A 26,579-nucleotide genomic window follows, 5' to 3' on the forward strand; every position below is an offset into this window, starting at 1 on the left:
CACTTCGCTGCAGGACAACACACGACCCGCCTGAGCTAAGGTGGCGCTGGATCTTCACTGGCACACGGACATGACCGCAGACCACGACGCAGACGGCGAACTGCTGGACGACGAAACCCTCGAAAGGCTGCAGGCGCTGGAGGCCCGCGCCTATGCGGCCTTTGATGCGGGCGACCTTGCTGACGCAGCAATCCTGTTCGGCCAGCTCGTCGAATGGACACCCGACATCCCCCACCTGCACTACATGCGCGGGCTGGCACACAAGTACCTGCGCGAGTGGGCGTTGTCGCTGCAGGACAACCTCCGCTCCGAGCAGCTGCGCGATGAAGTCGATGAGGCGACCGCGTGGAATGCGGGAATTGCCGCCACCGGCGCCGGCGACTGGGCCGAGGCACGCCGGCAATGGAGCCGCTGCGGCATCACCCTCCCCGAGGGCGAAGGCCCGATCAACGGCAATTTCGGCATTGCCTGCGTTCGTCTGAATCCCTGGTCCAGCGGCGAGACCGTGTACATGCGCCGGTTGGATCCGGTACGTGCACGGGTGGAGAACGTACCACTGCCTGAGAGTGGGTTCCGCTTCGGCGACATCGTGCTGCATGACGGCGCATCCACCGGGCACCGGACCTACGGCGAGCGCGAAGTACCGGTGTTCAATGCCATGCAGCGCCTGCAGCAGTCGGACATGGCGACCCATGCCGTGTTCGTGCAGTGCGAAGGGCCGGAGGACATTGCCGCGCTGCGCGCAATGACGTTGCCCGGCATCGGCCTGGTCGAAGACTGGACCCATTCGGTACGTCACCTGTGCCTGCGCTGCAGCTATGGCACACCGCACCAGCATGATGACGACCACAGCGATGGCGAAACCCGTGATGATGATCACTGGGAGAGCGAACGCAACCTCGGCATCGCCGCGCAGGGCCGCGCTGCAGTGGAGAAGCTGATGGCGGTATGGACAGCAGCAGGCAGTGGGCGCGTGCTGGAGGCGATTGAACAACGCGAGCATCCACTTCCGGACCCGGAGCCCGGCCAGGTCTGGTGGCTGGGACAAGACGAAGCAGAGGAACAGTCGTCGTAGCGTCGTGCCTGGCGGGTGTTGCAGGCAAAGAAAAAGCGGGCCGAAGCCCGCTTTTTCATTTTGGCGTGTCAACCAAGGTTGACACCTACCGTAATCGACCTGCGGTCGATTACTCGGCGGTGGCGCCTTCGCCTTCCTCGACGGCCTTCATCGACAGGCGGATACGGCCCTGCTTGTCGACTTCCAGCACCTTGACCTTGACCACATCGCCTTCCTTCAGCACGTCGCCGACCTTCTCGACGCGGTCGCTGGAGATCTGCGACACGTGGACCAGGCCGTCCTTGCCCGGCAGGATGGTGACGAATGCACCGAAGTCCATGATCTTGGCGACCTTGCCTTCGTAGATGCGGCCCGGCTCGACGTCCGAGGTGATCTGCTCGATGCGGGCCTTGGCGGCCTGGGCAGCGATGGCATTGACCGAAGCGATGACGATGGTGCCGTCATCCTGGATGTCGATCTGGGTGCCGGTTTCCTTGGTGATGGCCTGGATGGTCGAACCACCCTTGCCGATCACTTCGCGGATCTTGTCCGGGTGGATCTTGATGGTCAGCAGGCGCGGCGCGTAGTCCGACAGCTCCTCACGCGGGGCGGTCAGGCCGTGGGCCATTTCGCCCAGGATGTGCAGACGGCCAGCCTTGGCCTGCTGCAGAGCCTGCTTCATGATCTCTTCGGTGATGCCTTCGATCTTGATGTCCATCTGCAGGGCGGAGATGCCCTCAGCGGTACCGGCAACCTTGAAGTCCATGTCGCCCAGGTGATCTTCGTCACCCAGGATGTCGGACAGGACGACGAAGCGATCGCCTTCCTTGACCAAGCCCATGGCGATACCGGCAACCGGTGCCTTCACCGGCACGCCGGCGTCCATCAGGGCCAGCGACGAGCCGCAGACCGACGCCATCGACGAGGAACCGTTCGACTCGGTGATTTCCGAGACGACGCGGATGGTGTACGGGAAGGATTCCAGCGACGGCATCACTGCCAGCACGCCGCGCTTGGCCAGACGGCCGTGGCCGATCTCGCGACGCTTCGGGCCCATCATGCGGCCGGTTTCACCCACCGAGTAGGGGGGGAAGTTGTAATGGAACAGGAAGTTCTCTTTGTACTCACCGGAGACGGCATCGATGACCTGGCCATCACGGGCGGTGCCCAGGGTGATGGTCACGATGGCCTGCGTTTCACCGCGGGTGAACAGCGAGGAGCCGTGGGTACGCGGCAGGATGCCGGTCTTCACTGCGATCGGGCGGACGGTGTCCAGCGCACGGCCGTCGATGCGGACCTTGGTGTCCAGCACCGAGTTGCGCATGGTGCTGTATTCCAGCTCGCCGAATTCCTTCGACAGCTCGGCCGGGTTCCAGCCTTCAGCGGCCACGCGGCCGGCCAGCGACTCGACCACGTCCTTCTTGATCGCCGAGATGGCGTCGCGGCGCTGCAGCTTGTCACGCACCTGGAAGGCTTCGCCCAGACGCGGGCCGATGGCTTCCTGCAGGGCGCTGATCAGCACGTCGTTCTTGGCCGGGGCGACCCAGGTCGACGGCTTGGTGCCGGCTTCCACGGTCAGCTCGTTGATCGCGTTGATGACCTTCTGCATTTCGCGGTGACCGAAGGTCACGGCGCCCAGCATCACGTCTTCGGACAGCAGCGCGGCTTCGGATTCCACCATCAGCACAGCGTTGGCGGTACCGGCAACGACCAGCTCCAGCTCCGAATCCTTCAGTTCGGTCACGGTCGGGTTGAGGATGTACTCACCGTTCTTGTAACCCACCTTGGCGGCGGCGATCGGACCCTTGAACGGGGTGCCGGCCAGCGACAGCGCGGCCGAGGCACCGATCAGGGCCGGGATGTCACCGTCGATGTCCGGGTTCAGCGACATCACGGTGGCGATGATCTGGACTTCGTTCTTGTAGTCTTCCGGGAACAGCGGACGGATCGGACGATCGATCAGACGCGAGATCAGGGTTTCCTTCTCGGTCGCGCGGCCTTCGCGCTTGAAGAAGCCACCCGGGATACGGCCACCGGCGTAGAACTTCTCCTGGTAGTCACAGGTCAGGGGGAAGAAGTCCTGGCCCTCACGCGCGCTCTTGGCGGCAACGGCGGAGACCAGCAGCACGGTGTCGTCGAACTTGACGATGACGGCGCCACCGGCCTGGCGGGCGATTTCGCCGGTCTCAAGCGTGACGGTGTGCTTGCCGTACTGGAAGGTTTTGGTGATTTTTGCCACGGAGGGTGTCCTTGGGGATGCTGTCTGCGAATGGACCGAGGGCGACCCTTGCCGCCAACGGATGATCGGTCGTTCCGATCTGAAAAAGGTATTGCGGTGCTACAAAACAAAACCGCGGCGCATCGCTGCGCCGCGGGGGATTCGTTGCTTAGCGACGCAGGCCAAGCTTCTCGATCAGGGCCTTGTAACGCTCGACGTCCTTCTTCTTCAGGTAGTCGAGCAGGCTGCGGCGGCGGTTGACCATCTGCAGCAGACCACGGCGGCTGTGGTGATCCTTCTTGTGGGTCTTGAAGTGGCCGGTCAGCAGTTCGATGCGGGCGGTCAGCAGTGCAACCTGGACTTCCGGGGAGCCGGTATCAGCCGAGCTGCGCTTGTTGTCTTCAATGACCTTCTGGGTGTCGATCGACATGTCTTTTTTTCTCTGTGATGCGTGGCCGGCAGGAACGCGCTTTCGCGCACCGCCTGGCTCGCCGTGAACCAACAAATGGATGAAACCCGCCTTCGGCAGGCTGCCGTAAAACGGCCGCGAAATTGTAACGGCCAGGGGGCTTTGGAACAAGGTCCGGGGCTGAACCGGGCTTCTTCGTTCAGAGGTTGAAGCGGCGCTGCGGGGCCAGCAGACCGCCATCATCGACCTGGCCCAGGCCCTGCACCGCCGATCCGGGACCAAACACGGCCACCAGGCCGCGCGGCCAAGAGGGGTCGCGCTGGCGCTGGCCTACGCAGAAGCGCTGGACCTGCTCGGCGTCCAGGTCGACCCGGGGGTACTCGGACAGACCCGCCGCCAGCGGCAGCAGCAGCGCGTCCATGGCGGCCTCGTCCTGGGCTTCCACCAGGGCCCTCAGCTGCTCCAGAGTGACCATCGCCGGTTCGTGAAACGGTTCCACCCACAGGCGCCGCAGGGCGCTGATGTGTGCGCCACAGCCCAGCGTTTCACCAAGGTCACGGGCCAGACTGCGGATATAGGTGCCCGAGCCGCAGGTGACCCGCAGCCGCAGCCGCTCGGGTTGCTGCTCCAGAATCTCGATGGCGTGGACCTTGACCTGGCGCTCGGGCGCCTCGATGACGTCGCCACGGCGGGCCTTCACGTACAGCGGCTCCCCGCCCTGCTTGAGCGCGGAATAGATCGGCGCACGCTGCAGGATGTCGCCAAGCAGCGGCGCGATCGCCGCCTGCAGGGCCTCGGCGCTGATCACGGGCACCGGCCGCTCGAGCAGCACCTGGCCCTCGGCGTCGTCGGTATCGGTGGTCAGGCCCAGCACGATCTCGGCGTCGTAGGCCTTGGCCGAGCCCAGCAGCAGGCCGGCGATCTTGGTGGCCTCGCCGAAGCACAGCGGCAACAGGCCGGTGGCCAGCGGATCAAGGCTGCCGGTGTGGCCGCCCTTCTCCGCACGGAACAGGCGACGGGCGACCTGCAGCGCGGCGTTGGAGCTCATGCCGGTCGGCTTGTCGAGCAGCAGGATGCCATCCAGGCGGCGGAACTGAATTCGGGTCATGACAGGATTTGGTAGAGCCGAGCCATGCTCGGCTGCCGCAGCGCGGCCCGCATGGGCTTCGCGTTGCCGGAATGGAAAGACGCCGGGCATGGCCCGGCGCTACCTTATTCTTCGTCGCCTTCGCGACGCTTTTCGGCTGCCACGGTATCGGGCAGGTCGCGCAGCAGGTTGTCGATGCGCTCGCCACGATCGACCGAGTCGTCGTAGTGGAAATGCAGCTCCGGCACGTGCCGCAGCTTCATCGCGCGCGCCAGTTCCATGCGCAGGCCCCAGGCCAGTTCCTTCAGGCCCTTCACGGCTTCAACCGAACGTTCCGGCATCAGCGCGGTGACGAACACCTTGGCGTGGGCCATGTCGCGGGTGATTTCCACGTCGGACACGCTCACCGAGGGCAACCCGTGCTCACGCACGGCGTTGTGCACCAGGGTGCCGAGTTCACGGCGCAGCTGGGCGGAGACACGGTCGGTTCGATGGAAAGTCTTGGGCACGAGGGACTCTTGATTGAGTTGTCGCCCGACCAACGGTCGGGCGCTACATGTACATGGTAGGGCCCGACCGTTGGTCGGGCCACCGCACAGCATTACAGGGTGCGCGGCACTTCGATACGCTCGAAGCACTCGATCTGATCACCCGGCTTGACGTCGTTGTAGGCCTTCACCGCGATACCGCATTCGGTACCGTTACGGACTTCCTCGACGTTTTCCTTGAAGCGGCGCAGCGATTCCAGCTCGCCTTCGAAGATCACCACGCTGTCGCGCAGGACGCGGATCGGCTTGTTGCGCTTGACCACGCCCTCGATGACCATGCTGCCGGCGACGGCACCCAGCTTGGAGCTGCGGAAGACGTCGCGGACCTCGGCGATACCGATGATCTCTTCGCGGATCTCCACGCCCAGCAGACCGGAGGCCACCTGCTTCACCTGATCGATCACGTCATAGATGATCGAGAAGTAACGCAGGTCCACGCCGTTGGATTCGATGATGCGACGGGCCGAAGCATCCGCACGCACGTTGAAGCCGATGACGGTGGCCTTCGAAGCGGCGGCCGAATTGGCGTCCGACTCGGTGATGCCGCCCACGCCGGAGTGGATCACGTTGATGCGGATGTCGTCATTGGACAGCGCCACCAGCGCCTGGCTCAACGCCTGCACCGAACCCTGCACGTCGGCCTTGATGACCAGGTTGAGGACCTGCTGGCCCTCGCCCTTGCCCAAGGTCGCCATGATGTCTTCCATGCGGCTGCCAGCGGTGGCGACCAGGCGCGACTCGCGGCGCTTGGTCTCACGCTGCTGGGCAACGTCCTTGGCCAGACGCTCGTCGTCGACGACGACGAAGTCGTCACCGGCTTCCGGCACGCCGGACAGGCCCAGGACCTGCACCGGAATGGACGGTCCAGCGAACTCCGGCTGCTTGCCGGTTTCGTCGAACAGCGCACGCACGCGGCCGTACTGGATACCGCACACCAGGTAATCGCCCTTCTTCAGGCGGCCCTGCTGCACCAGCACCGTGGCGATCGGGCCACGCCCCTTGTCCAGCGAGGATTCGATGACCACGCCGTTGGCACGACCCTCGTCGACCGCCTTCAGTTCCAGCAGTTCAGCCTGGACCGAAACAGCTTCCAGCAGATCGTCGATGCCCAGGCCGGTCTTGGCCGAGATCTCCACCATCTGGGTGTCGCCACCGAAGTCTTCGGCCACGACCTGCTCGGAGAGCAGCTCGTTCTTGACCCGCATCGGGTCGGCACCGGACTTGTCGATCTTGTTGATCGCCACGATCAGCGGCACACCCGCCGAACGGGCGTGCTGGATCGCTTCCTTGGTCTGCGGCATGACGCCGTCATCGGCAGCCACGACCAGCACCACGATATCGGTCAGCTTGGCACCGCGGGCACGCATCGAGGTGAACGCGGCGTGGCCCGGGGTATCCAGGAAGCTGATGACGCCCTTCGGCGTTTCAACGTGGTACGCACCGATGTGCTGGGTGATGCCGCCGGCTTCGCCGGTGGCGACCTTGGTGCGACGGATGTAATCCAGCAGCGAGGTCTTGCCGTGGTCGACGTGGCCCATGATGGTGACCACCGGCGGACGCTGTACGGCCTCGCCCTTGTTCTCACCCGCCGATGCCAACAGCGCGTCTTCGGCGTCGTTGTCGCTGGCGCGGATCGCCTTGTGACCCAGTTCTTCGGTGACCAGTGCGGCGGTGTCGTGATCGATGGACTGGGTGATGGTGGCCATCACGCCCATCTTGAACAGCGCCTTCACCACCTCGCCGCCCTTCAGCGCGAGCTTCTGCGCCAGGTCGGCCACGGTGATGGTGTCGCCGATCGCCACTTCACGCACGACCGGTGCGGTCGGACGTTCGAAGGCGTGCGGGCCGGAGTTGCCACCGCCGCGCGACATGTCGCGACGGCCGGACGTCGGACGGCTGCCCGGGCGACCACGGTTGTTGCTGTTGTTGCTGTTGCCACGGCGCGCACGATCGGCGGCGGACAAGTGCATCTGACCGGCAAAGCGATCACCCGGGCCACGCTCGTTGCGCGGCGCGTTGCGATTGTTGCGGTCGTCGCTGCGCGGCGGCGCACTACGCGGAGCAGCCGGGGCTGCAGCCGGAGCGCGCGGCGGGCGCGGCGCGGTTTCGTCGATCGGTGCGCGCACCTTCGGCTGGCTGGCAGCCAACGCCTCGGCAGCCTTGGCGGCGACCGCAGCTTCCTCGGCCGCCTTCTTCTCAGCCTCGGCACGCTCCTTGGCAGCGACCTCTTCCTCGCGCTTGCGGACGATTTCCTCGTCACGCAGGCGGTCCTTCTCGGCCAGTGCCTGCTGCTCGGCGAGGTTGCGTGCGCGCGACTCTTCCAGCTTGCGCAGGATGTCGGCACGCTCTTCGTCCGGGGTCATCGCGCGACCACCATCGGCCTTGACGTAGGTGCGCTTCTGGCGCACTTCCACGTTCACGGTTGTCTTGCTGCGACCGGAATTGACCGTCACTTCCTGCTGCTTGCGACGGTTGAGCGTGATCTTCTTGGCAGACTGATCAGTCTCTTCCGGGGCCTGCTCGGGCTTGCCATGCGAGCGACGTAGGAAGCCCAGGAGCTTCACTTTCTCGGAGCTGGTCACGACCTGGTCGGGACCGCTGAACTTCATGCCGGCACCAGCCAGCTGTTCCAGCAGTTTTTCGACCGGTGTATTGACCAGTTCAGCAAGCTTGCGGATGGTGGTTTGCTGCGACATTCGGATCCTATGATCTTGTGGGCGCCCCCCCGCATCTGGAGGTGGCGCGGATTCTACGCCCTGATCGGCTCAGGGCCCTGTTCATTGCCGGCTCATTCGCCGCGTTCCAGTCGGGCGATTTCCTCGGCACGCGCGGCCAGGATCAGCGCCGCGGCGCGCTCCTGGTCCAGCCCTTCGATGCCGAAGTCCATGACCTCGTCGGCGGCCAGGTCGGACAAGTCCTCGCTGGTACGCACGCCGTGGCCGGCCAACGCATATGCGGTGGCTTCGTCCATGCCCTTCAGGGACAGCAGGTCCTGCGCCGGCTGGCCGTCCTCCAGGCCTTCCTCGACTGCCAGGGCCTCATTGAGCAGCGCATCGCGGGCACGTGCGCGCAGCTCTTCGACGATGTCTTCGTCGAAACCTTCCACGGCCAGCAGTTCGCCGACCGGTACATATGCGATTTCCTCGACCGTGCCGAAGCCTTCGCTGACCAGGATGCCAGCGATTTCCTCGTCCACTTCCAGCTTGTCCATGAACAGCTGGCGGGCAGAAGCCTGCTCGGCCTCCGACTTGGCGGTCACCTGGTCCTGGGTCATCACGTTCAGCTGCCAACCGGTCAGGCGGCTGGCCAGGCGCACGTTCTGGCCGCCCTTGCCGATTGCCTGGGCCAGACGGTCTTCAGCAACGGCCAGGTCCATCGAATGCTTGTCTTCATCGACGATGATCGACTGCACCTCGGCCGGTGCCATCGCGTTGATGACGAAGTTGGCCGGGTTCTCGTTCCACAGGACGATGTCCACGCGCTCGCCATTGAGCTCGTTGGACACGGCCTGCACGCGCGAACCACGCATGCCGATGCAGGCGCCGATCGGATCGGTGCGGGCATCGTGGGCGAGTACGGCGATCTTGGCGCGGTCGCCCGGATCGCGGGCACAGGCCTTGATTTCCACCAGGCCCTGGCCAACTTCCGGCACTTCCAGCTTGAACAGCTCGATCATGAATTCCGGCGCGGCGCGGCTGATGAACAGCTGCGGGCCACGCGGCTCCGAACGCACTTCGGCCAGGTAACCGCGGACGCGGTCGCCGGCACGCAGGACATCACGCGGAATGCCCTTGTCCTTCGGAATGAAACCTTCGGCGTTGCCGCCAAGGTCGACATAGATGTTGCCGCGCTCGGCGCGCTTGACCACACCAGTGATCAGCTCGCCCACACGGTCGGCCCACGCATCGACAACCTGCTGGCGCTCGGCTTCGCGCACGCGCTGCACGATCACCTGCTTGGCGGCCTGGGCGGCGATGCGACCGAAGTCGGGGTTCTCGATCTGCTCTTCGATGTAATCGCCGACGTCCACGCCTTCGGCTTCGTCGATGGCGTCCATCAGGCGGATCTGGCGATCCGGCGATTCCATCACTACGTCATCGGCCACCACTTCCCAGCGGCGGTAGGTTTCGTAGTTGCCGTCCTTGTGGTCGATGACCACGCGGGTCAGCACTTCCTCGTCGGGATAGCGCTTCTTCGCTGCCGAGGCCAGGGCGGCCTCGATGGCATCGAAGATCACTTCACGCGGCACGCCCTTCTCGTTGGCGACCGCGTCCACTACCAGCAACAGTTCCTTGCTCATTGGCTCACTCCGCGCGCGGCTTCTTTGCCGCCGGCTCGTTGGAAGAAGAATTCTTGTTCGGCTTCGGACGCTTCGGCGCCGGACCGGTCGGCTTGCTCGGGGCCAGCCCCAGCGCCACCCAGTCAGGCATGATCCGCGCCTTGTCGATGTTGTCGGCCGACACCACCAGTGCGGCGTTGTCGACGATGAAGGTGATGCTGCCCTGCGCCTCGTCGATCGCTTCGATGCGACCCTGCAGGCGACGGCGGTTTTCCTGCGGCAGCTTCAGGGTGACCTTGGCCGATTCGCCGAGGTGACGACCGAACTGCTCCAGGTTGAACAGCGGGCGATCCACGCCCGGCGAAGACACTTCCAGCGTGTAATTGCCGCTGATCGGGTCTTCGACGTCCATCTGTGCGGACACTTCGCGGCTTACCCGCTCACAGTCGTCCACATTGATGATGCGCTCCGGCTGTTCCGCCAGCGGCACGTCGATGTAAAGGCGAAGGGTCGCACCGCCGGGGGCCGGCAGATACTCAACGCCCAGCAGCTCCAGGCCCAGCGACACAACGGTCGGGGCGAGCAGATTCGCGATGTCGGTTGCCTTGTCGCTCACAGCCTGCCTTGATCTCTTGGTTGGGTGCCGGCCTTGGCCAGCATGGAAACATGACGCCCCGAAAACGACGAAGGGCCCGCTGGGCCCCTTTTCCGGAAAGACTCCGGTGACTGGATTCCGGTTGCAACGCGCTGAACAAGCGTGTTGCGGCCCTCCTTCCGGGTGGTTCTCCGATGGGGAGCGCCGCCGTCAGGGGTACTTCTAGGCCGCTGATGATAGCCCCTGCACCGCTCTGGTGCAAGGCTGCGGCCGTCCTGAAACCCTTCGCTGCGCTCGCCAGGCATGGCCCGGCGGATCGGCGGAAGCCGCAAAGAAAAACGCCCTCGAAGCAGAGCTTCGAAGGCGCATTCTTTACTTGGTAGCGGGGGCAGGATTTGAACCTGCGACCTTCGGGTTATGAGCCCGACGAGCTGCCAGACTGCTCCACCCCGCATCAGAAGCGGAATTATGAGGGATAACTTCAAAACCTGCAAGCTTTTCCTCATTCATCGAACGGGTTGGCGCCGATTCGATGTGTTGGTAGCGGGGGCAGGATTTGAACCTGCGACCTTCGGGTTATGAGCCCGACGAGCTGCCAGACTGCTCCACCCCGCACCGGAAGTGTTTGAACTGCTGCCCCACTCTGGAGAGGGGACGCTCCGCAACGATGTTCTGGCTGAACCGCTGCAGTGACAACTCAAGCTGCGTATATTACACGAATCGCGCAGCTTTGTGTCAACTTTTATGCAAGATGCGCAAATGCCTGCTGGCACCAGACCATGATCGGGTTCCAGGCCAGGCCAAGCGCCAGCAGTGCCAGTGCGTTCACGCCCAGCACGACACCCAGCACGCGGTCCTTGCTGCGCGGCATGGCCTCGCCCACCGGCTCATCGAAGTACATGACCTTGATGACGCGCAGGTAGTAGAAGCAACCGACCACGGCGCACAGCACGCCCAGGATCGCCAGCCACAGCAGGCCGCCGTTGATGGCTGCGCCGAGCACGGCCAGCTTGGTCCAGAAACCGAGGAACGGCGGGATGCCTGCCAGCGACGCCATGATGCACAGCACCAGGCCGGCCATCCACGGGTTGCGGGCGTTCAGGCCCTTGAAGTCCTCGATGTTCTCGGCCTCGAAACCGGCGCGCGACAGCGCGATGATCGCGCCGAAGGCCGCGGTCGACATGATCGCGTAGGCCAGGGCGTAGAACAGCGCGGCCGCATAGCCCTGCGAACCGCCGCCGGCGATGCCCATCAGCAGGAAGCCGATATGCGAGACCGTGGAGAACGCCAGCATGCGCTTGAGGTTGCTCTGCGCAATGGCCATCAGGTTGCCGATCACCAACGAGACCGCGGCCAGACCGGCGATCAGCAGCTGCAGTTCGGTGGACAGCGGGCCCACGCCCATTTCCAGCAGGCGGTAGGCCATGCCGAAGGCGGCCAGCTTCGGTGCCGAGCTGATGAACAGCGCGATCGGAGCCGGAGCACCCTGGTACACGTCGGGCAGCCACATATGGAACGGTGCGGCACCCAGCTTGAAGGCAACACCGGCAATCATGAATACCGCGCCGGTGATCAGCAGCACGCGCTCTTCCGAGTGCGGGATGGCGGCCTGGATGGCATCCAGGTGCAGGCTGCCGGTGGCGCCGTAGATCAGCGACATGCCGTACAGCAGCAGGCCAGAAGCCAGCGAGCCGAGGACGATATATTTCATCGCCGCTTCCGAGGCCAGGCCGCTTTCACGGTTGCTGGCGACCAGCGCGTAGGAGCACAGGGCCAGCAGTTCCAGGCCCAGGTACACCATCAGCAGGCTGCCGGCGGACACCAGGATCATCATGCCGGCGGTGCCGAACAGGATCAGCACAGGAATCTCACCCTGGAACAACTTGCGCTCGCGCAGGTAGCCCCAGCCGTAAATCAGGGTCAGGCCGCTGAGCAGCACGATCCCGGTCTTCATCACGTCCGCGGCGGTATCGCGCACGAACATGCCATGGAAGACCTCCCCCTGCCCGCCCACGCCGGTAGCCAGCATGAACAGCACCACGGCCAGTGCGGCGACCGAGAACAGGTGGGTGACGATCTTGTTCCGCTCGCTGACGAACAGGTCGAGGATCATCAGGGCGAAGGCGCTGCCGATCAGCACCAGCTCGGGAGCGAGCGGTGGCAGGTCAGCGGCGGTCAGTGGCAGCAGCGGCGAGGTGGTCATCATCAAATCCTGGAATTACAGCAACTTGCTGGATGCGATCTGCATCGCCAGCTTTGCGATCGAGGGCTCCATCAGGTCGGTCAGCGGCTTGGGGTAGACGCCCAGGGCCAGTACGCCAATGGCGAACACGCCCAGCACCAGCCATTCGCGGCCGTTGATGTCCTTCAGTTCGGCGACGTGGCTGTTGGCCACCTCACCGAAGAAGATGCGCTTGTACAGCCACAGGGTATAGGCCGCACCGATGATCAGGGTGGTGGCTGCGCCCAGGGCGATCCACGGGTTCCGCTGGAACGCCGACAGGATGACCATGAATTCACCGACGAAACCGCTGGTGCCCGGCAGGCCCGCATTGGCCATGAAGAACAGCATGGCAAAGGTGGCGAACCAGGGCATCACGTTGACCACGCCGCCGTAATCGGCGATGCGGCGGCTGTGCATGCGGTCGTACAACACGCCGACGCAGGAGAACATGGCGCCGGACACGAAGCCGTGCGAGATCATCTGCACCATGGCGCCCTGCAGGCCCAGGCGTGCCGCATCGACGTTGCCGGCTTCACGCACCAGCCACAAGGCGATGAAGGTGCCCAGGGTGACGAAGCCCATGTGCGCGATCGACGAATAGGCGATCAGCTTCTTCATGTCGTCCTGCACCAGGGCGACCAGGCCGACGTAGATCACCGCGATCAGCGACAGTGCAATGACCAGCCATGCCCATTCCTGCGACGCATCGGGGACGATCGGCAGGTTGAAGCGCAGGAAGCCGTAGCCACCGATCTTCAGTGCGATGGCGGCCAGGATCACCGAACCGGCGGTCGGCGCTTCCACGTGCGCGTCCGGCAGCCAGGTGTGCACCGGGAACATCGGCACCTTGACAGCGAAAGCGATCAGGAACGCGAAGAAGATCCAGGTCTGTTCCTTGCCCGACAGCTGCAGTGCATAAAGGTCGGCCAGCTGGAAGCTGCCGCCCTTCATGTACAGGTAGATCAGCGCCACCAGCATCAGCACCGAGCCGAGGAAGGTGTACAGGAAGAACTTCAGCGCGGCGTAGATGCGGCGCGGGCCGCCCCAGACACCGATGATCAGGAACATCGGGATCAGCATCGCCTCGAAGAACACGTAGAACAGCATCGCGTCCGTGGCCGAGAAGATACCGACGGTGACACCTTCCAGGATCAGGAAGGCAGCCACGTACTGGTTCACGCGCTTGTCGATCGCGCTCCAGGCACCGATCAGGGCGAGCACGCTGACCAGCGTGGTCAGCAGGATCAGCGCTACGGCGATGCCGTCCACGCCCAGGTTGTAGCCGATGTTGTAGGTCGGGATCCAGGCGTGGGTCTCGACGAACTGCAGCGCGTCGATGCCCGGGTTGTAGCCGCCCAGCAGCGAGAGACTCGCAACGAAGGTCAGCACCGCGACGCCCAGCGACGCCCAACGGGCGGTCTGCGCATCACGGATCGCAAGGATCAGGGCACCGCCGAGGATCGGCAGCCAGATGAGGACACTGAGTAGAGGCCAGTTCGACACGTCTTCTTATTCCGTACAGGTCATCAACGCAGGTAATGCATCAGCACGCCCAGGAGGGCAATCAGGCCGATGATCATCGCGAAGGCGTAGTGATAGAGGAAACCGGATTGGGTACGGCGCAGCACGCTGGCTGCGACGTCCACAACACGTGCCGAGAGATTGACCACGCCGTCGACGATGTTGCTGTCGATCCAGCGCGAGACCTTGCCCAGCTTGACGCTGCCACCGGCAAAGCCATCGATCCACAGCTTGTCGAAGCCGTACTTGTTTTCCAGCACGGACACCACCGGGGCGAAGGTCTTGCGTGCCTTGCCCGACAGGTCCGGCTTCCACAGGTAGAACAACGCGGCCAGCAGGAAACCTGCCAGGGTCAGCCAGAACGGCGGCAGCATCATGCCGTGCAGCGCGAACGCCACCGGACCATGGAACTCTTCGCCCAGGAAGGCCACGGTGTTCTTGGCCGGATCGTAGAAATCGACGATGCCGGTGAAGAACGTGTTGACCTGGCCCTTGATCGCCGCATGGGCGTGGTGACCGGCCCAGTCGGTGCCATGCAGCATCGGACCGATGCTGAAGAAACCGATGGCGATGGACGGGATGGCCAGCAGGATCAGCGGCAGCGTCACCACCCACGGGGTTTCATGCGGCTCATGCGGACCGTGGCCATGACCGTGGTCGTCATGCGCATCAGCGTGGTGGGCGTCGGCAGCATGGTGATCGTCATGTCCATGACCATGGTCATCGTGCGCGTCGCGGAAGCGTTCCTTGCCGTGGAAGGTCAGGAACAGCAGGCGGAAGCTGTAGAAACTGGTCACCAGCACGCCACCCAGCACCGCCCAGTAGCCATAGGTGGCCACCCAGCTGTTCTGCATGTGAGCATGGATCTCGGCCGCCTCGATGATGGTGTCCTTCGAGTAGAAGCCGGAGAAGAACGGCGTACCGACCAGCGCCAGGGTACCGATCCACATGGTGATGAAGGTGATCGGCATGTACTTGCGCAGGCCGCCCATCTTGCGCATGTCCTGCTCGTGGTGCATCGCGATGATGACCGAGCCGGCACCCAGGAACAGCAGCGCCTTGAAGAAGGCGTGGGTCATCAGGTGGAACACGGCAGCAGAGTATGCCGACACACCCAGCGCCACGGTCATGTAACCCAGCTGGGACAGCGTGGAGTACGCGACGACGCGCTTGATGTCGTTCTGCACGATGCCGATCAGGCCGGTGAAGAACGCGGTGGTGGCACCGATGAACAGGATGAAGTTCAACGCGGTCTGCGACAGCTCGAACAACGGCGACATGCGGGTGACCATGAAGATACCGGCGGTCACCATCGTCGCGGCGTGGATCAGTGCCGAGATCGGGGTCGGGCCTTCCATCGAATCAGGCAGCCAGACGTGCAGCGGAACCTGGGCCGACTTGCCCATGGCACCGATGAACAGGCCGATGCAGATGACGGTGGCGATCGACCAGATCACCGGCTCGTTCAGCAGCTGCATGCCGAACATGGTGCCGTCCCAGATCTGCAGCTGTGCGCGCGGGTCGGCGAGCATGCCAGCCTGCGAGAACACCTGCGAGTAGTCCAGGGTACCGAACACCCACAGCACGCCGGCGATGCCCAGCAGGAAGCCGAAGTCACCGACGCGGTTGACCAGGAACGCCTTCATGTTGGCGAAGATCGCGGTCGGCCGCTTGAACCAGAAGCCGATCAGCAGGTACGACACCAGGCCCACTGCTTCCCAGCCGAAGAAAAGCTGCAGGAAGTTGTTGCTCATCACCAGGGTGAGCATCGAGAAGGTGAACAGCGAGATGTAGCTGAAGAACCGCTGGTAGCCCGGATCGTCCTGCATGTAGCCGATCGTGTAGATGTGGACCAGCAGCGACACGAAGGTCACCACCACCATCATCATCGCGGTCAGCTTGTCGACCATGAAACCGACGTGGGCCGAGTACTGGCCGACTTCGAAGAACGTGTACAGGTTCTGGTTGAACGGCTGCGCCCCGCCCCACAACAGCTGGTAGAGCGTGTGCATCGACAGGCCGCAGGCAACCGCGACACCGAGGATCGTGATGGTCTGCGCACCGAAGCGCTTGACCTGGCGACCGAACAGGCCGGCGATGATGCTGCCGAACAGCGGTGCAAGCACCACTGCGATCAACAGACTCTTGGAGAGAGTGATTTCCATCTGTGGATCAGCCCTTCAACGAATCGACTTCGCCGACATTGATCGTTCGGCGTGTACGGAACAGGGTCACCAGGATCGCCAGGCCGATGGCGGCCTCGGCAGCAGCCACGGTCAGGATGAAGAACACGAACAGCTGGCCGGCCGTGTCCCCCAGTTCCCGCGAGAACCCGACGAAATTGATGTTGACCGACAGCAGCATCAACTCAATGGACATCAGCAGGACGATGATGTTCTTTCGGTTGAGGAAGATGCCGGCGAGGCTGATGCAGAACAGCACCGCGCCCAGCGCCAGGATGTGGCCCAGAGTGATCGAGATCATGCCTTGGTCTCCTCGTCGCCCGCGACCGGCTTGGTGTTGCTGTGGATCTGCGGCTGCTCGGCGTCCATCTTGACCACGCGCAGGCGGTCGTGCGCCTTGACCATGGTCTGCTGCGACGGGTTCTGCGTCTTCAGGCCTTCACGACGGCGCAGGGTCAGCATCACCGCGGCGACCACGGCCACGGTCAGGATGACGGCGGCGAACTCGAACGGCAGCAGGTACTCGGTGAACAGGCTGCGTGCCAGCCAGGTGACGTTGGAACTGTCGGCGGCGAGCGCGGCGGCGTTGTCGGCCGGGAACGGGTTGACCGTCCTGCCCTTCACGCCGATCAGGATCAGCATCTGCACCAGCATCGCCACGGCCACGATCAGGCCGACCGGCAGGTAGCGCACCCAGCCTTCACGCAGCTTGTCCGGATCGATGTCGAGCATCATCACCACGAACAGGAACAACACCATCACCGCACCAACGTAAACCAGCACCAGTGCCACGCCGAGGAACTCGGCGCCGACCAGCAGCCACACGCAGGCGATGGAGAAGAAGGTCAGCACCAGGCACAGGACGGCGTGCACGGGGTTGCGCACGCTGATCACCGCACCGGCCGAAACCGTTGCCGCGATGGCGAAGACCCAGAAAGCGATATTTACCCAATCCATCTCTCGACCTCAGCGGTAAGCGGCATCGGCGGCACGACGCTCGGCGATCTCGGATTCGAGACGGTCGCCCAGGGCCAGCAGCTGCGGCTTGGTAACGATGTTTTCGCCACGATTCTCGAAGTGGTACTCGAGGATGTGGGTCTCGACGATCGAGTCCACCGGGCAGCTTTCCTCACAGAAGCCGCAGAAGATGCACTTGAACAGATCGATGTCGTAGCGGGTGGTACGGCGGGTGCCGTCCTCGCGCTTGGCCGAATCGATGGTGATGGCCAATGCCGGGCACACCGCTTCGCACAGCTTGCAGGCGATGCAGCGCTCTTCACCGTTGGGATAACGGCGCAGGGCGTGCAGGCCACGGAAGCGCGGCGACTGCGGGAACTTCTCCATCGGGTACATCATCGTGTACTTCGGCTTGAAGCTGTACTTCAGCGTCAGCCAGAGACCGGCCAGCAGTTCGAGCAGCAGCAGGCTCTTGAAGTAATGGGTAATCCTGTTCATCACTTAGACGCCCTTTTGAATCACGCCGAAGAACACCATGACGGCGGTAACCGCGATCCAGAAAATGGTCAGCGGGATGAAGACCTTCCAGCCCAGGCGCATGATCTGGTCATAGCGGAAGCGCGGGAAGCTTGCTCGGAACCAGATGTAGGCGCTGGCGAAGAAGAAGACCTTGACGAACAGCCACGGCCAGCCGCCCTTCCAGATCCAGTCGATGAACGGCGAGATCTCGCCCGGGTTGACCCAGCCCTGGATCGGGCTCAGCCAGCCGCCGAGGAAGAAGATCGAGATCAGGAAGCTGATCAGGATCATGTTCGCGTATTCGGCCAGGAAGAACAGTGCGAACGCACCGCCGGAGTACTCGACCATGTGGCCGGCGACGATTTCCGACTCGCCTTCCACCACGTCGAACGGCGCGCGGTTGGTTTCGGCGACGCCGGACACCCAGTACACGATGAACAGCGGGAACAGCGGGATCAGGAACCAGTCGAAGAAGCCGGAGCTGCCGGCCTGGGCCGCCACGATGTTGCTGAGGTTGAGGCTGCCCGAAGCGATCATCACGCCGACCAGGGCAAAGCCCATCGCGATTTCGTAGCTGATCATCTGTGCCGAGGCGCGCATGGCACCAAGGAACGCGTACTTCGAGTTGGAGGCCCAACCGGCCAGGATCACACCGTAGATGCCCAGCGAGGTCATCGCCAGCAGGTACAGCAGACCTGCGTTGGCGTTGGACAGCACCAGCTGGTTGTCGAACGGCACCACCGACCACGCCGCAAAGGCCGGGGCCAGGGTGATCAGCGGCGCCAGCAGGAAGATCGCCTTGTTGGCGCTGCTGGGCTGCAGGACTTCCTTGAACAGCAGCTTGAAGACGTCGGCGAAGGCCTGGAAGATGCCCATGCCCACATACATCGGGCCGTGGCGGACGTGCATCCAGCCGATCAGCTTGCGTTCCCAGACCACGTAGAAGGCCACCGAGACGATCACCGGGACGGTGATCACGAGGATCTTCAGGATGATCCAGATCAGCGCGCCGATGTCACCCAGGCCAAGCAGCCACTGGTGCAGCGGATCGACCGCGTTAATCAGCAATTCGTTCATGCAGCCACCACCGAAACACGAGCGGCACCCAGCGGCGCGGTTGCGCCGTGGCCCGATTCAATCCAGACCGAACCCGCAGCGACGCGGGCGTCGACCACCACCGGCAGGGTGGCCTTGCCGGCATCGGTGCCGACCTTGGCCATCTGCCCTTCCTGCAGCTGCAGGCGGGCGGCATCGTCAGCGTTGAGCACGATGCGCGGGGCGTTGTTGAGCGGATGCGACTGCAGCGCCGGGGCGCGACGGACCACCGCATCGGTGCGGTAGATCGCAGCGGTCGAGGCCACTTCCATGCCCTCGCCCGCCTGCACCGGCTGTGCCGAAGCGGACACCTGCACGTTCACCGGTGCCAGGCTGGCGCGCAGGCCGGCCAGGTCGATGAACTCGAAACCGGCCACGGCCAGCTCACCGCCAAGTGCACGCAGCACGCGCCAGCCCTCGCGGGCCTCGCCCGGCAGCTTGCCGCCGGCACGCGCCGACTGCTCGCGACCATCGAGGTTGGTCAGGGTGGCATCGATTTCCGGCAGCGCACCGATCGGCAGGATCACGTCGGCAACGTCGCGGGTCGAGGCGCAGGCGAACTGGCTGAAGGCCACCACCTGTGCGCCGACCAGCGCCTTGCGCGCGGCCGGAGCATCGGCGAAGTCCAGGCCCGGTTCCAGACCGTAGACCACGTAGGCCTTGCGCGGATCGGCCAGCATCGCGGCCACGTCCTTGCCGGCCGGCAGCACGCCGGCGCGGCTCAGGCCGATCGCGTTGGCGCCCTGCGGGATACGGCACAGCTTGGCACCGGTGGCGGCGGCGAAATCACGCGCAGCGGCGCGGATCGCGGCAGCCTGCGGATGGTTCTCGGCGATGCCACCGACGATCAGCACGGTATTGGTACCACCCTGCACCGCCGAACGCAGCTCGGCGTTGGCCAGCGCATCGGCGAACTTCGACGGCGCCACGATCTGCTTGCCGGCAACGCTGAACGCGAAGTCGAAGTCGACCGGGTTGACCACGTGGATCTTCGCGCCGTTCTGGGTCTGCGCCTTGCGCAGGCGGGCGTGCAGCAACGGCAGCTCGTGGCGGATGTTGCTGCCCAGCACGACGATGCGGTCCGCGCCTTCGATCTCGGCCAGCGGCAGGCCGAACACGTCGGCAGTGGCGGCGTCGGAGAAGTCGCGGTTGTTGATGCGGTGGTCGATGTTGGCCGAACCAAGGCCGGTGGCCAGGCGGGCCAGCAGTGCGCCCTCTTCGTTCGACGTCGACGGATGCACCAGCACGCCCAGGTTGTCGCCCTGGTTGGCCTTGAGGATCTCGGCGGCCGCGGCCAGGCCTTCAGCCCAGCTCACTTCCTTCCACTCGCCATTGACCTTGCGCAGCGGCTTGACCGCACGGTCTTCGCTGTACAGGCCCTGGTGCGAATAACGGTCACGATCGGACAGCCAGCACTCGTTGACCGCCTCGTTGTCGCGCGGCACGGTACGCAGCACTTCGCCGCGACGCACGTGCAGGAACAGGTTCGAGCCCATCGCGTCGTGGTAGCCCAGCGATTCGCGCGCGGTCAGTTCCCAAGGACGGGCACGGAACTGGAACACCTTGTTGGTCAGCGCGCCGACCGGGCACACGTCGACCACGTTGCCCGAAAGCTCGGTGGTCAGCGGCTTGCCGTCGTAGGTGCCGATCTGCAGGTTTTCACCGCGGTACATGCCACCCAGTTCATAGGTACCGGCAACGTCGGCGGTGAAGCGGACGCAGCGGGTGCACTGGATGCAGCGGGTCATCTCGGTGGCGACCAGCGGGCCCATGTCCTCGTCGGCCACCACGCGCTTGCGCTCGTTGAAGCGGCTGACCGAACGGCCGTAGCCCAGCGACACGTCCTGCAGTTCGCACTCGCCGCCCTGATCGCAGATCGGGCAATCCAGCGGGTGGTTGATCAGCAGGAACTCCATCACCGAGCGCTGGAACTTCAGCGCCTTTTCACTGCGGGTGGCGACCTTCATGCCTTCCATCACCGGCGTGGCGCAGGCCGGTGCCGGCTTCGGCGACTTTTCCACATCCACCAGGCACATGCGGCAGTTGGCAGCGATCGGCAGCTTCTCGTGGTAGCAGAAGCGCGGAATCGAAATGCCCGCCTTGTCGGCGGCCTGGATGATCATCGAACCCTTGGGCACGACCAGCGACTTGCCATCGATCTCGATGGTGACGTGGTCCGGTGGCACGCTGGGATTTATGGGTTGCGCGCTCATGCAGCGGCTGCCTCCACCTTCTTGCCGTCAACCATCGAATGACCGTTGACGATGTAGTACTCGAATTCGTCCCAGAACTGGCGCAGGAAGCCCTGGATGGGCCATGCCGCCGCTTCGCCGAACGCACAGATGGTATGGCCTTCGATCTGGCCGGCCACGGTCTTCAACTGGTGCAGGTCTTCCATCGTGGCCTTGCCGGCGACGATGCGCTCCAGCACGCGGTGCATCCAGCCGGTACCTTCGCGGCACGGGGTGCACTGGCCACAGGATTCCTTGTGGAAGAACTGGCTGATGCGGCAGGCGAACTTGACGCAGCAGACGCTGTCATCCAGCACCACGACCGCACCGGAGCCCAGGCCGGAGCCCAGCGCACGGATGGTGTCGTAGTCCATCGGCAGGCCCTTCAGCTCGGCCGCGGTCAGCACCGGCATGGACACGCCGCCCGGGATCGCGCCCTTGAGCTTGCGACCCGGCTTGAGGCCGCCGGCCATTTCCAGCAGGTCGTCGAAGGTGGTACCGAGCGGCACTTCGAAGTTGCCGCCCTTCTGCACGCAGCCGGACACCGAGAAGCACTTCGGGCCGCCATTGGCGGTCAGGCTCAGGCCCTTGAACCATTCCGGACCATTGCGGATGATCGCCGGCACCGAACCGTAGGTTTCGGTGTTGTTGATCGTCGACGGCTTGCCATACAGGCCGAAATTGGCCGGGAACGGCGGCTTGTAGCGCGGCTGGCCCTTCTTGCCTTCCAGCGATTCCATCAGCGCGGTTTCTTCGCCGCAGATGTAGGCGCCGGCACCCAGGGCGCCGTAGATGTCGATATCCACGCCCGAGCCCAGCACGTTCTTGCCCAGCCAGCCGTTTGCATAGGCATCGGCCAGGGCCTGCTCGAAGTGCTCGAACGGCTCGTGGTGGAATTCACCGCGCAGGTAGTTGTAGCCCACGGTCGAACCGGTGGCGTAGCAGGCAATCGCCATGCCTTCGACCACCGAATGCGGGTTGTAGCGCAGGATGTCGCGATCCTTGCAGGTGCCCGGCTCGGATTCATCCGAGTTGCAGAGGATGTACTTCTGCACGTTGCCCTTGGGCATGAAGGACCACTTCAGGCCCGTCGGGAAACCGGCGCCGCCGCGGCCGCGCAGGCCCGAGGCCTTGACCATCTCGATGACCTGCTCCGGCGGGATCTTCTCTTCGAGGATCTTGCGCAGGGCAGCGTAGCCACCGGTCTTCAGATAGCTTTCGTACGACCACGGGGTGTCGTAATGCAGGGTGGTGTAGACCACCTGGTGCGGCAGCGGCGCGGGGCCGACCGGACCCTTGGATTCGTGGTGATGTGCCATGCCCTTACTCCAGCCCGTCCAGAAGCTCGTCGACCTTTTCCAGGGTCAGACGCTCATGGTAGTGACCATTGATGACCATCATCGGTGCACCCGCGCAGCCGGCCAGGCACTCTTCCTCGCGCTTGAGGTAGACCCGGCCGTCAGCGGTCGACTGACCGTTCTTGATGCCCAGCTTCTTCTCGCAATGGCGCACGATGTCTTCGGCGCCATTGAGCCAGCAGCTGATGTTCGTGCAGATGGCCACGTTGTTGCGGCCCACCTTCTCGGTCTCGAACATCGAGTAGAAGCTGGCAACCTCGTAGGCCCACACCGGCGGCAGGTCCAGGTACTTGGCCACGCCGGCGATCAGCTCGTCGGTCAGCCAGCCCTGGTTCTGCTCCTGGGCAGCATGCAGACCCTGCAGCACGGCAGAGCGCTTGCGGTCCGGCGGGAACTTGGACAGCCAGTGATCGATGTGAGCGCGGGTTTTGTCGCTCAACACCACCATCGGGTCGACGTCGCGCGCCGCCTCGAAATTACCTGTCGCCTTCATCGGCCGACCTCAGCGAAATGCATAACGTGAAATTGCAGAAACTGCGGCGCCGGCTTGCGCCGGCTGCCTGCAGCGGGCGTTGGCGTGGCGGACGGCATTACCGGTCAACCTCGCCGAACACCAGATCGTAGGTACCGATCATCGCCACCACGTCGGCCAGCATGTGGCCGCGCACGATCGAATCGATCGAGGACAGGTGGGCAAAGCCCGGCGCACGAAGGTGTACGCGGAACGGCTTGTTGGCGCCGTCGGAAACCAGGTAGCAGCCGAATTCGCCCTTGGGCGCTTCAACCGCGGCGTAGGTCTCGCCGGCCGGCACGCAATAGCCTTCACTGAACAGCTTGAAGTGATGGATCAGCGCTTCCATGTCGTCCTTCATGTCCTCGCGCTTGGGCGGAGCGACCTTGAAGTTCTTGACCATGACCGGGCCGGGGTTGGCCTTCAGCCATGCCACGCATTGCTTGATGATGCGGTTGGACTCGCGCATTTCGGCAACGCGGCACAGGTAGCGATCGTAGCAATCGCCTTCCTTGCCCAGCGGGATGTCGAAATCGACGGCATCGTACTTCGCATAGGGGCGCTTCTTGCGCAGATCCCAGGCGACGCCCGAGCCACGCAGCATCACGCCGGTCATGCCCCACTGGTGGGCCAGCTCCGGGGTGACCACGCCGATGCCGACGGTACGCTGCTTCCAGATACGGTTGTCGGTCAGCAGGGTCTCGTATTCGTCGACACGACCCGGGAACTCATTGGTGAAGTTCTCCAGGAAGTCCAGCAGCGAACCTTCGCGCGAGGCATTGAGGTTCTTCAGGGCCTTGCCCTTGTGCCAGCGCGATTCCTTGTACTTCGGCATGTGGTCCGGCAGGTCGCGGTAGACACCGCCCGGACGGTAGTACGCCGCGTGCATGCGCGCGCCGGAGACCGCTTCGTAGCAGTCCATCAGCTCTTCGCGCTCGCGGAAGGCGTACAGCATCACCGCCATCGCACCCAGGTCGAGCGCGTTGGAACCCAGCCACATCAAGTGGTTCAGGATGCGGGTGATCTCGTCGAACATCGTGCGGATGTACTGCGCGCGCTCCGGCGCCTCGATGCCCATCAGGGTCTCGATCGAGCGCACGTAGGCGTGCTCGTTGCACATCATCGACACGTAATCCAGGCGATCCATGTAGCCGATCGACTGGTTGAAGGGCTTGGATTCGGCCAGCTTCTCGGTGCCCCGGTGCAGCAGACCCACGTGCGGGTCGGCACGCATGATGGTCTCGCCGTCCATCTCCAGGATCAGGCGCAGCACACCGTGCGCAGCCGGATGCTGCGGGCCGAAGTTCATGGTGTAGTTGCGGATTTCCTGCCGGCTTTCGGCAGCATTGCTGGCGAATGCTTCGCCGGCCTGGTGTACGTGACTCACTTCACTGCCTCCTGCGAGCGCTCGCCGGCAGCGGTCTGCAGGCGGGCGTCGTCGCGGATCACGCGCGGCACGCCGACGCGCGGCTCCACCGAGGTGACCGGTTCGTAGATGACACGCTTCTTTTCTTCGTCGTAGCGGACTTCGACGTTGCCGATCAGCGGGAAGTCCTTGCGGAACGGATGACCGACGAAACCGTAGTCGGTCAGGATCCGGCGCAGGTCCGGGTGACCTTCGAAGATCACGCCATACAGATCGAACGCTTCGCGCTCGAACCAGTTCAGCCCCGGCCAGATGCTGGTCAGCGAGGACACCACCGGCAGCGCTTCGTCAGGCGCGAAGCAGCGCAGGTGGATCATCAGGTTGTGCTGGTACGAACGCAGCTGTGCGACCACGGCAAAGCGCTGGGTCGGCATGTGCTGAGGGCGGGCGCCGTCGGCGCTCTCCTCGCTGGGGAATTCGCCCCAGGCGAAGCGGCCCTGGGCCTTGCCTTCGACACCGCGGCTGAAGCCCTGCGAGGACACGTCGGCGGTGTCCCACTCATCGGAGCCATAACCGAGGTAATCGACGCCGCAGAGGTCCACGGCCTGCTCGAAACCAAACTCGTCACGCAGCGCGAGGGCGGTGGCGTGCCACTCAGCGGCAGGCACTTCCAGCGTCACTTCGCCGCGGGGTTCGACCACGATGACCTTCGCACCTGCGAAACGTGCGGAGAGTCGGTCGATGAAGGATGCTTGCTCTGCCATGGGGGCTTGGCGCGCTCTTGTCAGGTGAAGGGGTCAGCGGGCGATGGTCTGTGTACGCCAGATCTTCTTCTGCAGCTGCAGGATCCCGTACACCAGCGCCTCGGCGGTCGGCGGGCAGCCCGGGACATAGATGTCCACCGGCACCACGCGATCACAGCCGCGCACCACAGAATAGGAATAGTGGTAGTAACCACCACCGTTGGCGCAGCTGCCCATGGAGATCACCCACTTGGGATCGGGCATCTGGTCATAGACCTTGCGCAGCGCCGGGGCCATCTTGTTGACCAGGGTGCCGGCGACGATCATCACGTCGGACTGGCGCGGCGACGGGCGGAACACCACGCCGTAGCGGTCAAGATCCAGTCGCGCCGCACCTGCGTGCATCATTTCGACCGCACAGCAGGCCAGACCGAAGGTCATGGGCCACATCGAGCCGGTGCGTGCCCAGTTCAGCAGCGCATCGACGCTGGTGGTGACAAAGCCCTTTTCCAGCAGCGGGTTGTCGCCTTCCGGCCGCAGGATGTCGTCAACCCGCCCTTCCGGGACAGGATTGGTCATCAGGCCATCGAGAGTCTGAATCACTCCCATTCCAGCGCTCCCTTCTTCCAGACATAGATGAAACCGAGGAACAGCATGCCGACGAACAGACCCATGGTGACGAGCGAACGCGCGCCAAGCTCCATGAAGACCTGCGTCCACGGCACGATGAAGATGATTTCCAGGTCGAAGACGATGAACTGGATCGCGATCAGGTAGTAGCGCACGTCGAACTTCATACGCGCGTCTTCGAAGGCTTCGAAGCCGCACTCGTACGGCGACAGCTTTTCCAGATCGGGGCGGCGGGGACCGAGGAATCGACCAACCAGCATCAGCGTAATGCCGATACCGGTGGCAACGATCAGAAACAGCAGAGACGGCAAATATTCGGCCAGCACAGCGATTCTCTCTTGCCTCTGCCGCTGCGCCTGCAGGCGCTTTGGCATGGGGGAGTGGACGGGAAGCTGCCTGGCGCCTTGCGCGCCAGACCAACCCGCTTTACTTACTAAATGGTGCCCAAGAGGGGACTCGAACCCCTACGACCTAAGTCGCTACCACCTCAAGGTAGTGCGTCTACCAATTCCGCCACCTGGGCAAACGATCACATCAGACTATCTTCCCGATGCGCCGCGTATTGTAACCGGCTTCAGTCTTTCTGGGAGCCTTCCGAAGGCTTTTCTTCACCAGAAACCGAAGATTCCGCCTGAGCCGGCACAGTTGCGGCCGGAACCGGGGCGGCCGGGACCGCATCGGCCTTCGGAACGGCCGGCAATTCGCCCGCCGGAGCGGCCGGAGCGCTGGCCGCCGGGGCGGACATCAGACCCAGATCCTGATCGGCGGCCGGGCGGTTGCCATGGCCGGCGTACCAGGCCATGAAGAGGCTGATGCCGAAGAACACCACGGCCAGCCACTTGGTCGACTTGGACAGGAAGTTGGACGCGCCACGCGCACCGAACACGGTCCCCGAGGCGCCAGCGCCAAAGCCCGAACCTGCCGCCGCACCCGAGCCACGCTGCATCAGGATCAGCGCGACCATGGCTACGGCAACCAGCACGTAGACGACATTGAGGATCAACATCAGCATTGGAAATCCGCCCTCGGACTAGAGTGCCGGCGGCTAGCC

23 protein-coding genes and 3 tRNA genes are annotated in these 26,579 nt (G+C 64.1%); 1 reads left to right on the forward strand and 25 read right to left on the reverse strand.

The window, feature by feature from the left end; genetic code table 11:
* Positions 1-70: 70 nt before the first annotated feature.
* The gene (locus AB4Y98_RS07310; RefSeq protein WP_394196641.1) at positions 71-1,075 is read left to right on the forward strand and encodes a hypothetical protein; all 1,005 of its coding nucleotides are present in this window, start codon (positions 71-73) and stop codon (positions 1,073-1,075) included.
* A 109-nt stretch (positions 1,076-1,184) separates the two neighbouring features.
* Here the strand turns inward: AB4Y98_RS07310 and pnp are convergent, their stop codons facing one another.
* From pnp to secG, 25 genes are all read right to left on the reverse strand, one after another.
* On the reverse strand, positions 1,185-3,293 hold the full coding sequence (gene pnp, locus AB4Y98_RS07315; RefSeq protein WP_025876239.1) for a polyribonucleotide nucleotidyltransferase: 2,109 nt from the start codon (positions 3,291-3,293) through the stop codon (positions 1,185-1,187).
* 148 nt (positions 3,294-3,441) lie between these two features.
* On the reverse strand, positions 3,442-3,702 hold the full coding sequence (gene rpsO / locus AB4Y98_RS07320) for a 30S ribosomal protein S15 (RefSeq protein ID WP_005410445.1): 261 nt from the start codon (positions 3,700-3,702) through the stop codon (positions 3,442-3,444).
* 178 nt (positions 3,703-3,880) lie between these two features.
* On the reverse strand, positions 3,881-4,789 hold the full coding sequence (truB, locus tag AB4Y98_RS07325) for a tRNA pseudouridine(55) synthase TruB (protein WP_312786852.1): 909 nt from the start codon (positions 4,787-4,789) through the stop codon (positions 3,881-3,883).
* A 104-nt stretch (positions 4,790-4,893) separates the two neighbouring features.
* The gene (rbfA, locus tag AB4Y98_RS07330; RefSeq protein ID WP_025876229.1) at positions 4,894-5,277 is read right to left on the reverse strand and encodes a 30S ribosome-binding factor RbfA; all 384 of its coding nucleotides are present in this window, start codon (positions 5,275-5,277) and stop codon (positions 4,894-4,896) included.
* Positions 5,278-5,369: 92 nt separating this feature from the next.
* Positions 5,370-8,012, reverse strand: a complete 2,643-nt coding sequence (gene infB, locus AB4Y98_RS07335) for a translation initiation factor IF-2 (RefSeq protein WP_313250519.1) — start codon at positions 8,010-8,012, stop codon at positions 5,370-5,372.
* A 92-nt stretch (positions 8,013-8,104) separates the two neighbouring features.
* A complete protein-coding gene (gene nusA, locus AB4Y98_RS07340) occupies positions 8,105-9,616 on the reverse strand; it encodes a transcription termination factor NusA (protein ID WP_099819062.1) in 1,512 nt (503 codons plus the stop codon).
* 4 nt (positions 9,617-9,620) lie between these two features.
* Positions 9,621-10,211 carry a ribosome maturation factor RimP gene (gene rimP, locus AB4Y98_RS07345; protein ID WP_025876223.1) on the reverse strand — a complete coding sequence of 197 codons (591 nt, stop codon included), beginning with the start codon at positions 10,209-10,211 and terminating at the stop codon, positions 9,621-9,623.
* Between the two features lie 356 nt (positions 10,212-10,567).
* Positions 10,568-10,644: transfer RNA gene (locus AB4Y98_RS07350), tRNA-Met, on the reverse strand.
* Positions 10,645-10,728: 84 nt separating this feature from the next.
* A tRNA-Met gene (locus AB4Y98_RS07355) sits at positions 10,729-10,805 on the reverse strand.
* Positions 10,806-10,932: 127 nt separating this feature from the next.
* On the reverse strand, positions 10,933-12,393 hold the full coding sequence (gene nuoN, locus AB4Y98_RS07360) for an NADH-quinone oxidoreductase subunit NuoN (protein WP_312108565.1): 1,461 nt from the start codon (positions 12,391-12,393) through the stop codon (positions 10,933-10,935).
* A gap of 15 nt (positions 12,394-12,408) precedes the next feature.
* Positions 12,409-13,917 (reverse strand): NADH-quinone oxidoreductase subunit M, encoded by a 1,509-nt coding sequence (locus AB4Y98_RS07365; protein ID WP_442244073.1) that lies wholly within the window; start codon positions 13,915-13,917, stop codon positions 12,409-12,411.
* A 23-nt stretch (positions 13,918-13,940) separates the two neighbouring features.
* Entirely contained in the window at positions 13,941-16,100 is a 2,160-nt protein-coding gene (gene nuoL / locus AB4Y98_RS07370; RefSeq protein ID WP_140226410.1) for an NADH-quinone oxidoreductase subunit L, read from the reverse strand.
* A gap of 7 nt (positions 16,101-16,107) precedes the next feature.
* Positions 16,108-16,419: an NADH-quinone oxidoreductase subunit NuoK gene (nuoK, locus tag AB4Y98_RS07375; RefSeq protein ID WP_032951897.1), complete on the reverse strand. Its 312-nt coding sequence runs from the start codon at positions 16,417-16,419 to the stop codon at positions 16,108-16,110.
* Positions 16,416-17,075 (reverse strand): NADH-quinone oxidoreductase subunit J, encoded by a 660-nt coding sequence (locus tag AB4Y98_RS07380; protein WP_312786570.1) that lies wholly within the window; start codon positions 17,073-17,075, stop codon positions 16,416-16,418. Before AB4Y98_RS07380 ends, nuoK begins: the two co-directional genes overlap by 4 nt.
* Positions 17,076-17,084: 9 nt before the next feature.
* Positions 17,085-17,573 (reverse strand): NADH-quinone oxidoreductase subunit NuoI, encoded by a 489-nt coding sequence (nuoI, locus tag AB4Y98_RS07385; protein WP_005417924.1) that lies wholly within the window; start codon positions 17,571-17,573, stop codon positions 17,085-17,087.
* 3 nt (positions 17,574-17,576) lie between these two features.
* A complete protein-coding gene (gene nuoH / locus AB4Y98_RS07390) occupies positions 17,577-18,671 on the reverse strand; it encodes an NADH-quinone oxidoreductase subunit NuoH (RefSeq protein ID WP_089236297.1) in 1,095 nt (364 codons plus the stop codon).
* Entirely contained in the window at positions 18,668-20,902 is a 2,235-nt protein-coding gene (nuoG, locus tag AB4Y98_RS07395) for an NADH-quinone oxidoreductase subunit NuoG (protein ID WP_442244074.1), read from the reverse strand. The genes nuoH and nuoG overlap by 4 nt, the downstream gene beginning before the upstream one ends.
* Positions 20,899-22,239: an NADH-quinone oxidoreductase subunit NuoF gene (gene nuoF, locus AB4Y98_RS07400; protein WP_025876206.1), complete on the reverse strand. Its 1,341-nt coding sequence runs from the start codon at positions 22,237-22,239 to the stop codon at positions 20,899-20,901. Before nuoF ends, nuoG begins: the two co-directional genes overlap by 4 nt.
* Positions 22,240-22,243: 4 nt before the next feature.
* Positions 22,244-22,771 carry an NADH-quinone oxidoreductase subunit NuoE gene (nuoE, locus tag AB4Y98_RS07405; protein WP_025876204.1) on the reverse strand — a complete coding sequence of 176 codons (528 nt, stop codon included), beginning with the start codon at positions 22,769-22,771 and terminating at the stop codon, positions 22,244-22,246.
* Between the two features lie 97 nt (positions 22,772-22,868).
* Positions 22,869-24,176, reverse strand: coding sequence for an NADH-quinone oxidoreductase subunit D (locus AB4Y98_RS07410; RefSeq protein ID WP_025876202.1), 1,308 nt, complete (start codon positions 24,174-24,176; stop codon positions 22,869-22,871).
* Complete coding sequence (locus AB4Y98_RS07415) at positions 24,173-24,919, reverse strand: NADH-quinone oxidoreductase subunit C (RefSeq protein WP_312786960.1); 747 nt, start codon at positions 24,917-24,919, stop codon at positions 24,173-24,175. Before AB4Y98_RS07415 ends, AB4Y98_RS07410 begins: the two co-directional genes overlap by 4 nt.
* Positions 24,920-24,952: 33 nt before the next feature.
* The gene (locus tag AB4Y98_RS07420; protein ID WP_089236302.1) at positions 24,953-25,507 is read right to left on the reverse strand and encodes a NuoB/complex I 20 kDa subunit family protein; all 555 of its coding nucleotides are present in this window, start codon (positions 25,505-25,507) and stop codon (positions 24,953-24,955) included.
* Positions 25,498-25,854, reverse strand: coding sequence for an NADH-quinone oxidoreductase subunit A (locus AB4Y98_RS07425; RefSeq protein ID WP_005414075.1), 357 nt, complete (start codon positions 25,852-25,854; stop codon positions 25,498-25,500). The genes AB4Y98_RS07420 and AB4Y98_RS07425 overlap by 10 nt, the downstream gene beginning before the upstream one ends.
* A gap of 112 nt (positions 25,855-25,966) precedes the next feature.
* Positions 25,967-26,051 (reverse strand) — tRNA-Leu (locus tag AB4Y98_RS07430).
* A gap of 51 nt (positions 26,052-26,102) precedes the next feature.
* The gene (gene secG, locus AB4Y98_RS07435; RefSeq protein WP_025876192.1) at positions 26,103-26,540 is read right to left on the reverse strand and encodes a preprotein translocase subunit SecG; all 438 of its coding nucleotides are present in this window, start codon (positions 26,538-26,540) and stop codon (positions 26,103-26,105) included.
* Positions 26,541-26,579: the final 39 nt, after the last annotated feature.

The organism is Stenotrophomonas sp. 2YAF26 (genome assembly GCF_052114625.1).
Taxonomy (GTDB): domain Bacteria; phylum Pseudomonadota; class Gammaproteobacteria; order Xanthomonadales; family Xanthomonadaceae; genus Stenotrophomonas; species Stenotrophomonas indicatrix.

What these genes read in the sequence shown, in the direction of transcription:
- AB4Y98_RS07380 (WP_312786570.1), bottom strand. Translation starts at nt 17,075, where the DNA reads ATGGATTGGGTAAATATCGCTTTCTGGGTCTTCGCCATCGCGGCAACG.
- AB4Y98_RS07415 (WP_312786960.1), bottom strand. Translation starts at nt 24,919, where the DNA reads ATGGCAGAGCAAGCATCCTTCATCGACCGACTCTCCGCACGTTTCGCA.
- nuoI (WP_005417924.1), bottom strand. Translation starts at nt 17,573, where the DNA reads ATGAACAGGATTACCCATTACTTCAAGAGCCTGCTGCTGCTCGAACTG.
- secG (WP_025876192.1), bottom strand. Translation starts at nt 26,540, where the DNA reads ATGCTGATGTTGATCCTCAATGTCGTCTACGTGCTGGTTGCCGTAGCC.
- nuoL (WP_140226410.1), bottom strand. Translation starts at nt 16,100, where the DNA reads ATGGAAATCACTCTCTCCAAGAGTCTGTTGATCGCAGTGGTGCTTGCA.
- nuoK (WP_032951897.1), bottom strand. Translation starts at nt 16,419, where the DNA reads ATGATCTCGATCACTCTGGGCCACATCCTGGCGCTGGGCGCGGTGCTG.
- AB4Y98_RS07310 (WP_394196641.1), top strand. Translation starts at nt 71, where the DNA reads ATGACCGCAGACCACGACGCAGACGGCGAACTGCTGGACGACGAAACC.
- infB (WP_313250519.1), bottom strand. Translation starts at nt 8,012, where the DNA reads ATGTCGCAGCAAACCACCATCCGCAAGCTTGCTGAACTGGTCAATACA.
- nuoN (WP_312108565.1), bottom strand. Translation starts at nt 12,393, where the DNA reads ATGACCACCTCGCCGCTGCTGCCACTGACCGCCGCTGACCTGCCACCG.
- rpsO (WP_005410445.1), bottom strand. Translation starts at nt 3,702, where the DNA reads ATGTCGATCGACACCCAGAAGGTCATTGAAGACAACAAGCGCAGCTCG.
- nusA (WP_099819062.1), bottom strand. Translation starts at nt 9,616, where the DNA reads ATGAGCAAGGAACTGTTGCTGGTAGTGGACGCGGTCGCCAACGAGAAG.
- AB4Y98_RS07420 (WP_089236302.1), bottom strand. Translation starts at nt 25,507, where the DNA reads ATGGGAGTGATTCAGACTCTCGATGGCCTGATGACCAATCCTGTCCCG.
- nuoF (WP_025876206.1), bottom strand. Translation starts at nt 22,239, where the DNA reads ATGGCACATCACCACGAATCCAAGGGTCCGGTCGGCCCCGCGCCGCTG.
- nuoE (WP_025876204.1), bottom strand. Translation starts at nt 22,771, where the DNA reads ATGAAGGCGACAGGTAATTTCGAGGCGGCGCGCGACGTCGACCCGATG.
- nuoH (WP_089236297.1), bottom strand. Translation starts at nt 18,671, where the DNA reads ATGAACGAATTGCTGATTAACGCGGTCGATCCGCTGCACCAGTGGCTG.
- nuoG (WP_442244074.1), bottom strand. Translation starts at nt 20,902, where the DNA reads ATGAGCGCGCAACCCATAAATCCCAGCGTGCCACCGGACCACGTCACC.
- truB (WP_312786852.1), bottom strand. Translation starts at nt 4,789, where the DNA reads ATGACCCGAATTCAGTTCCGCCGCCTGGATGGCATCCTGCTGCTCGAC.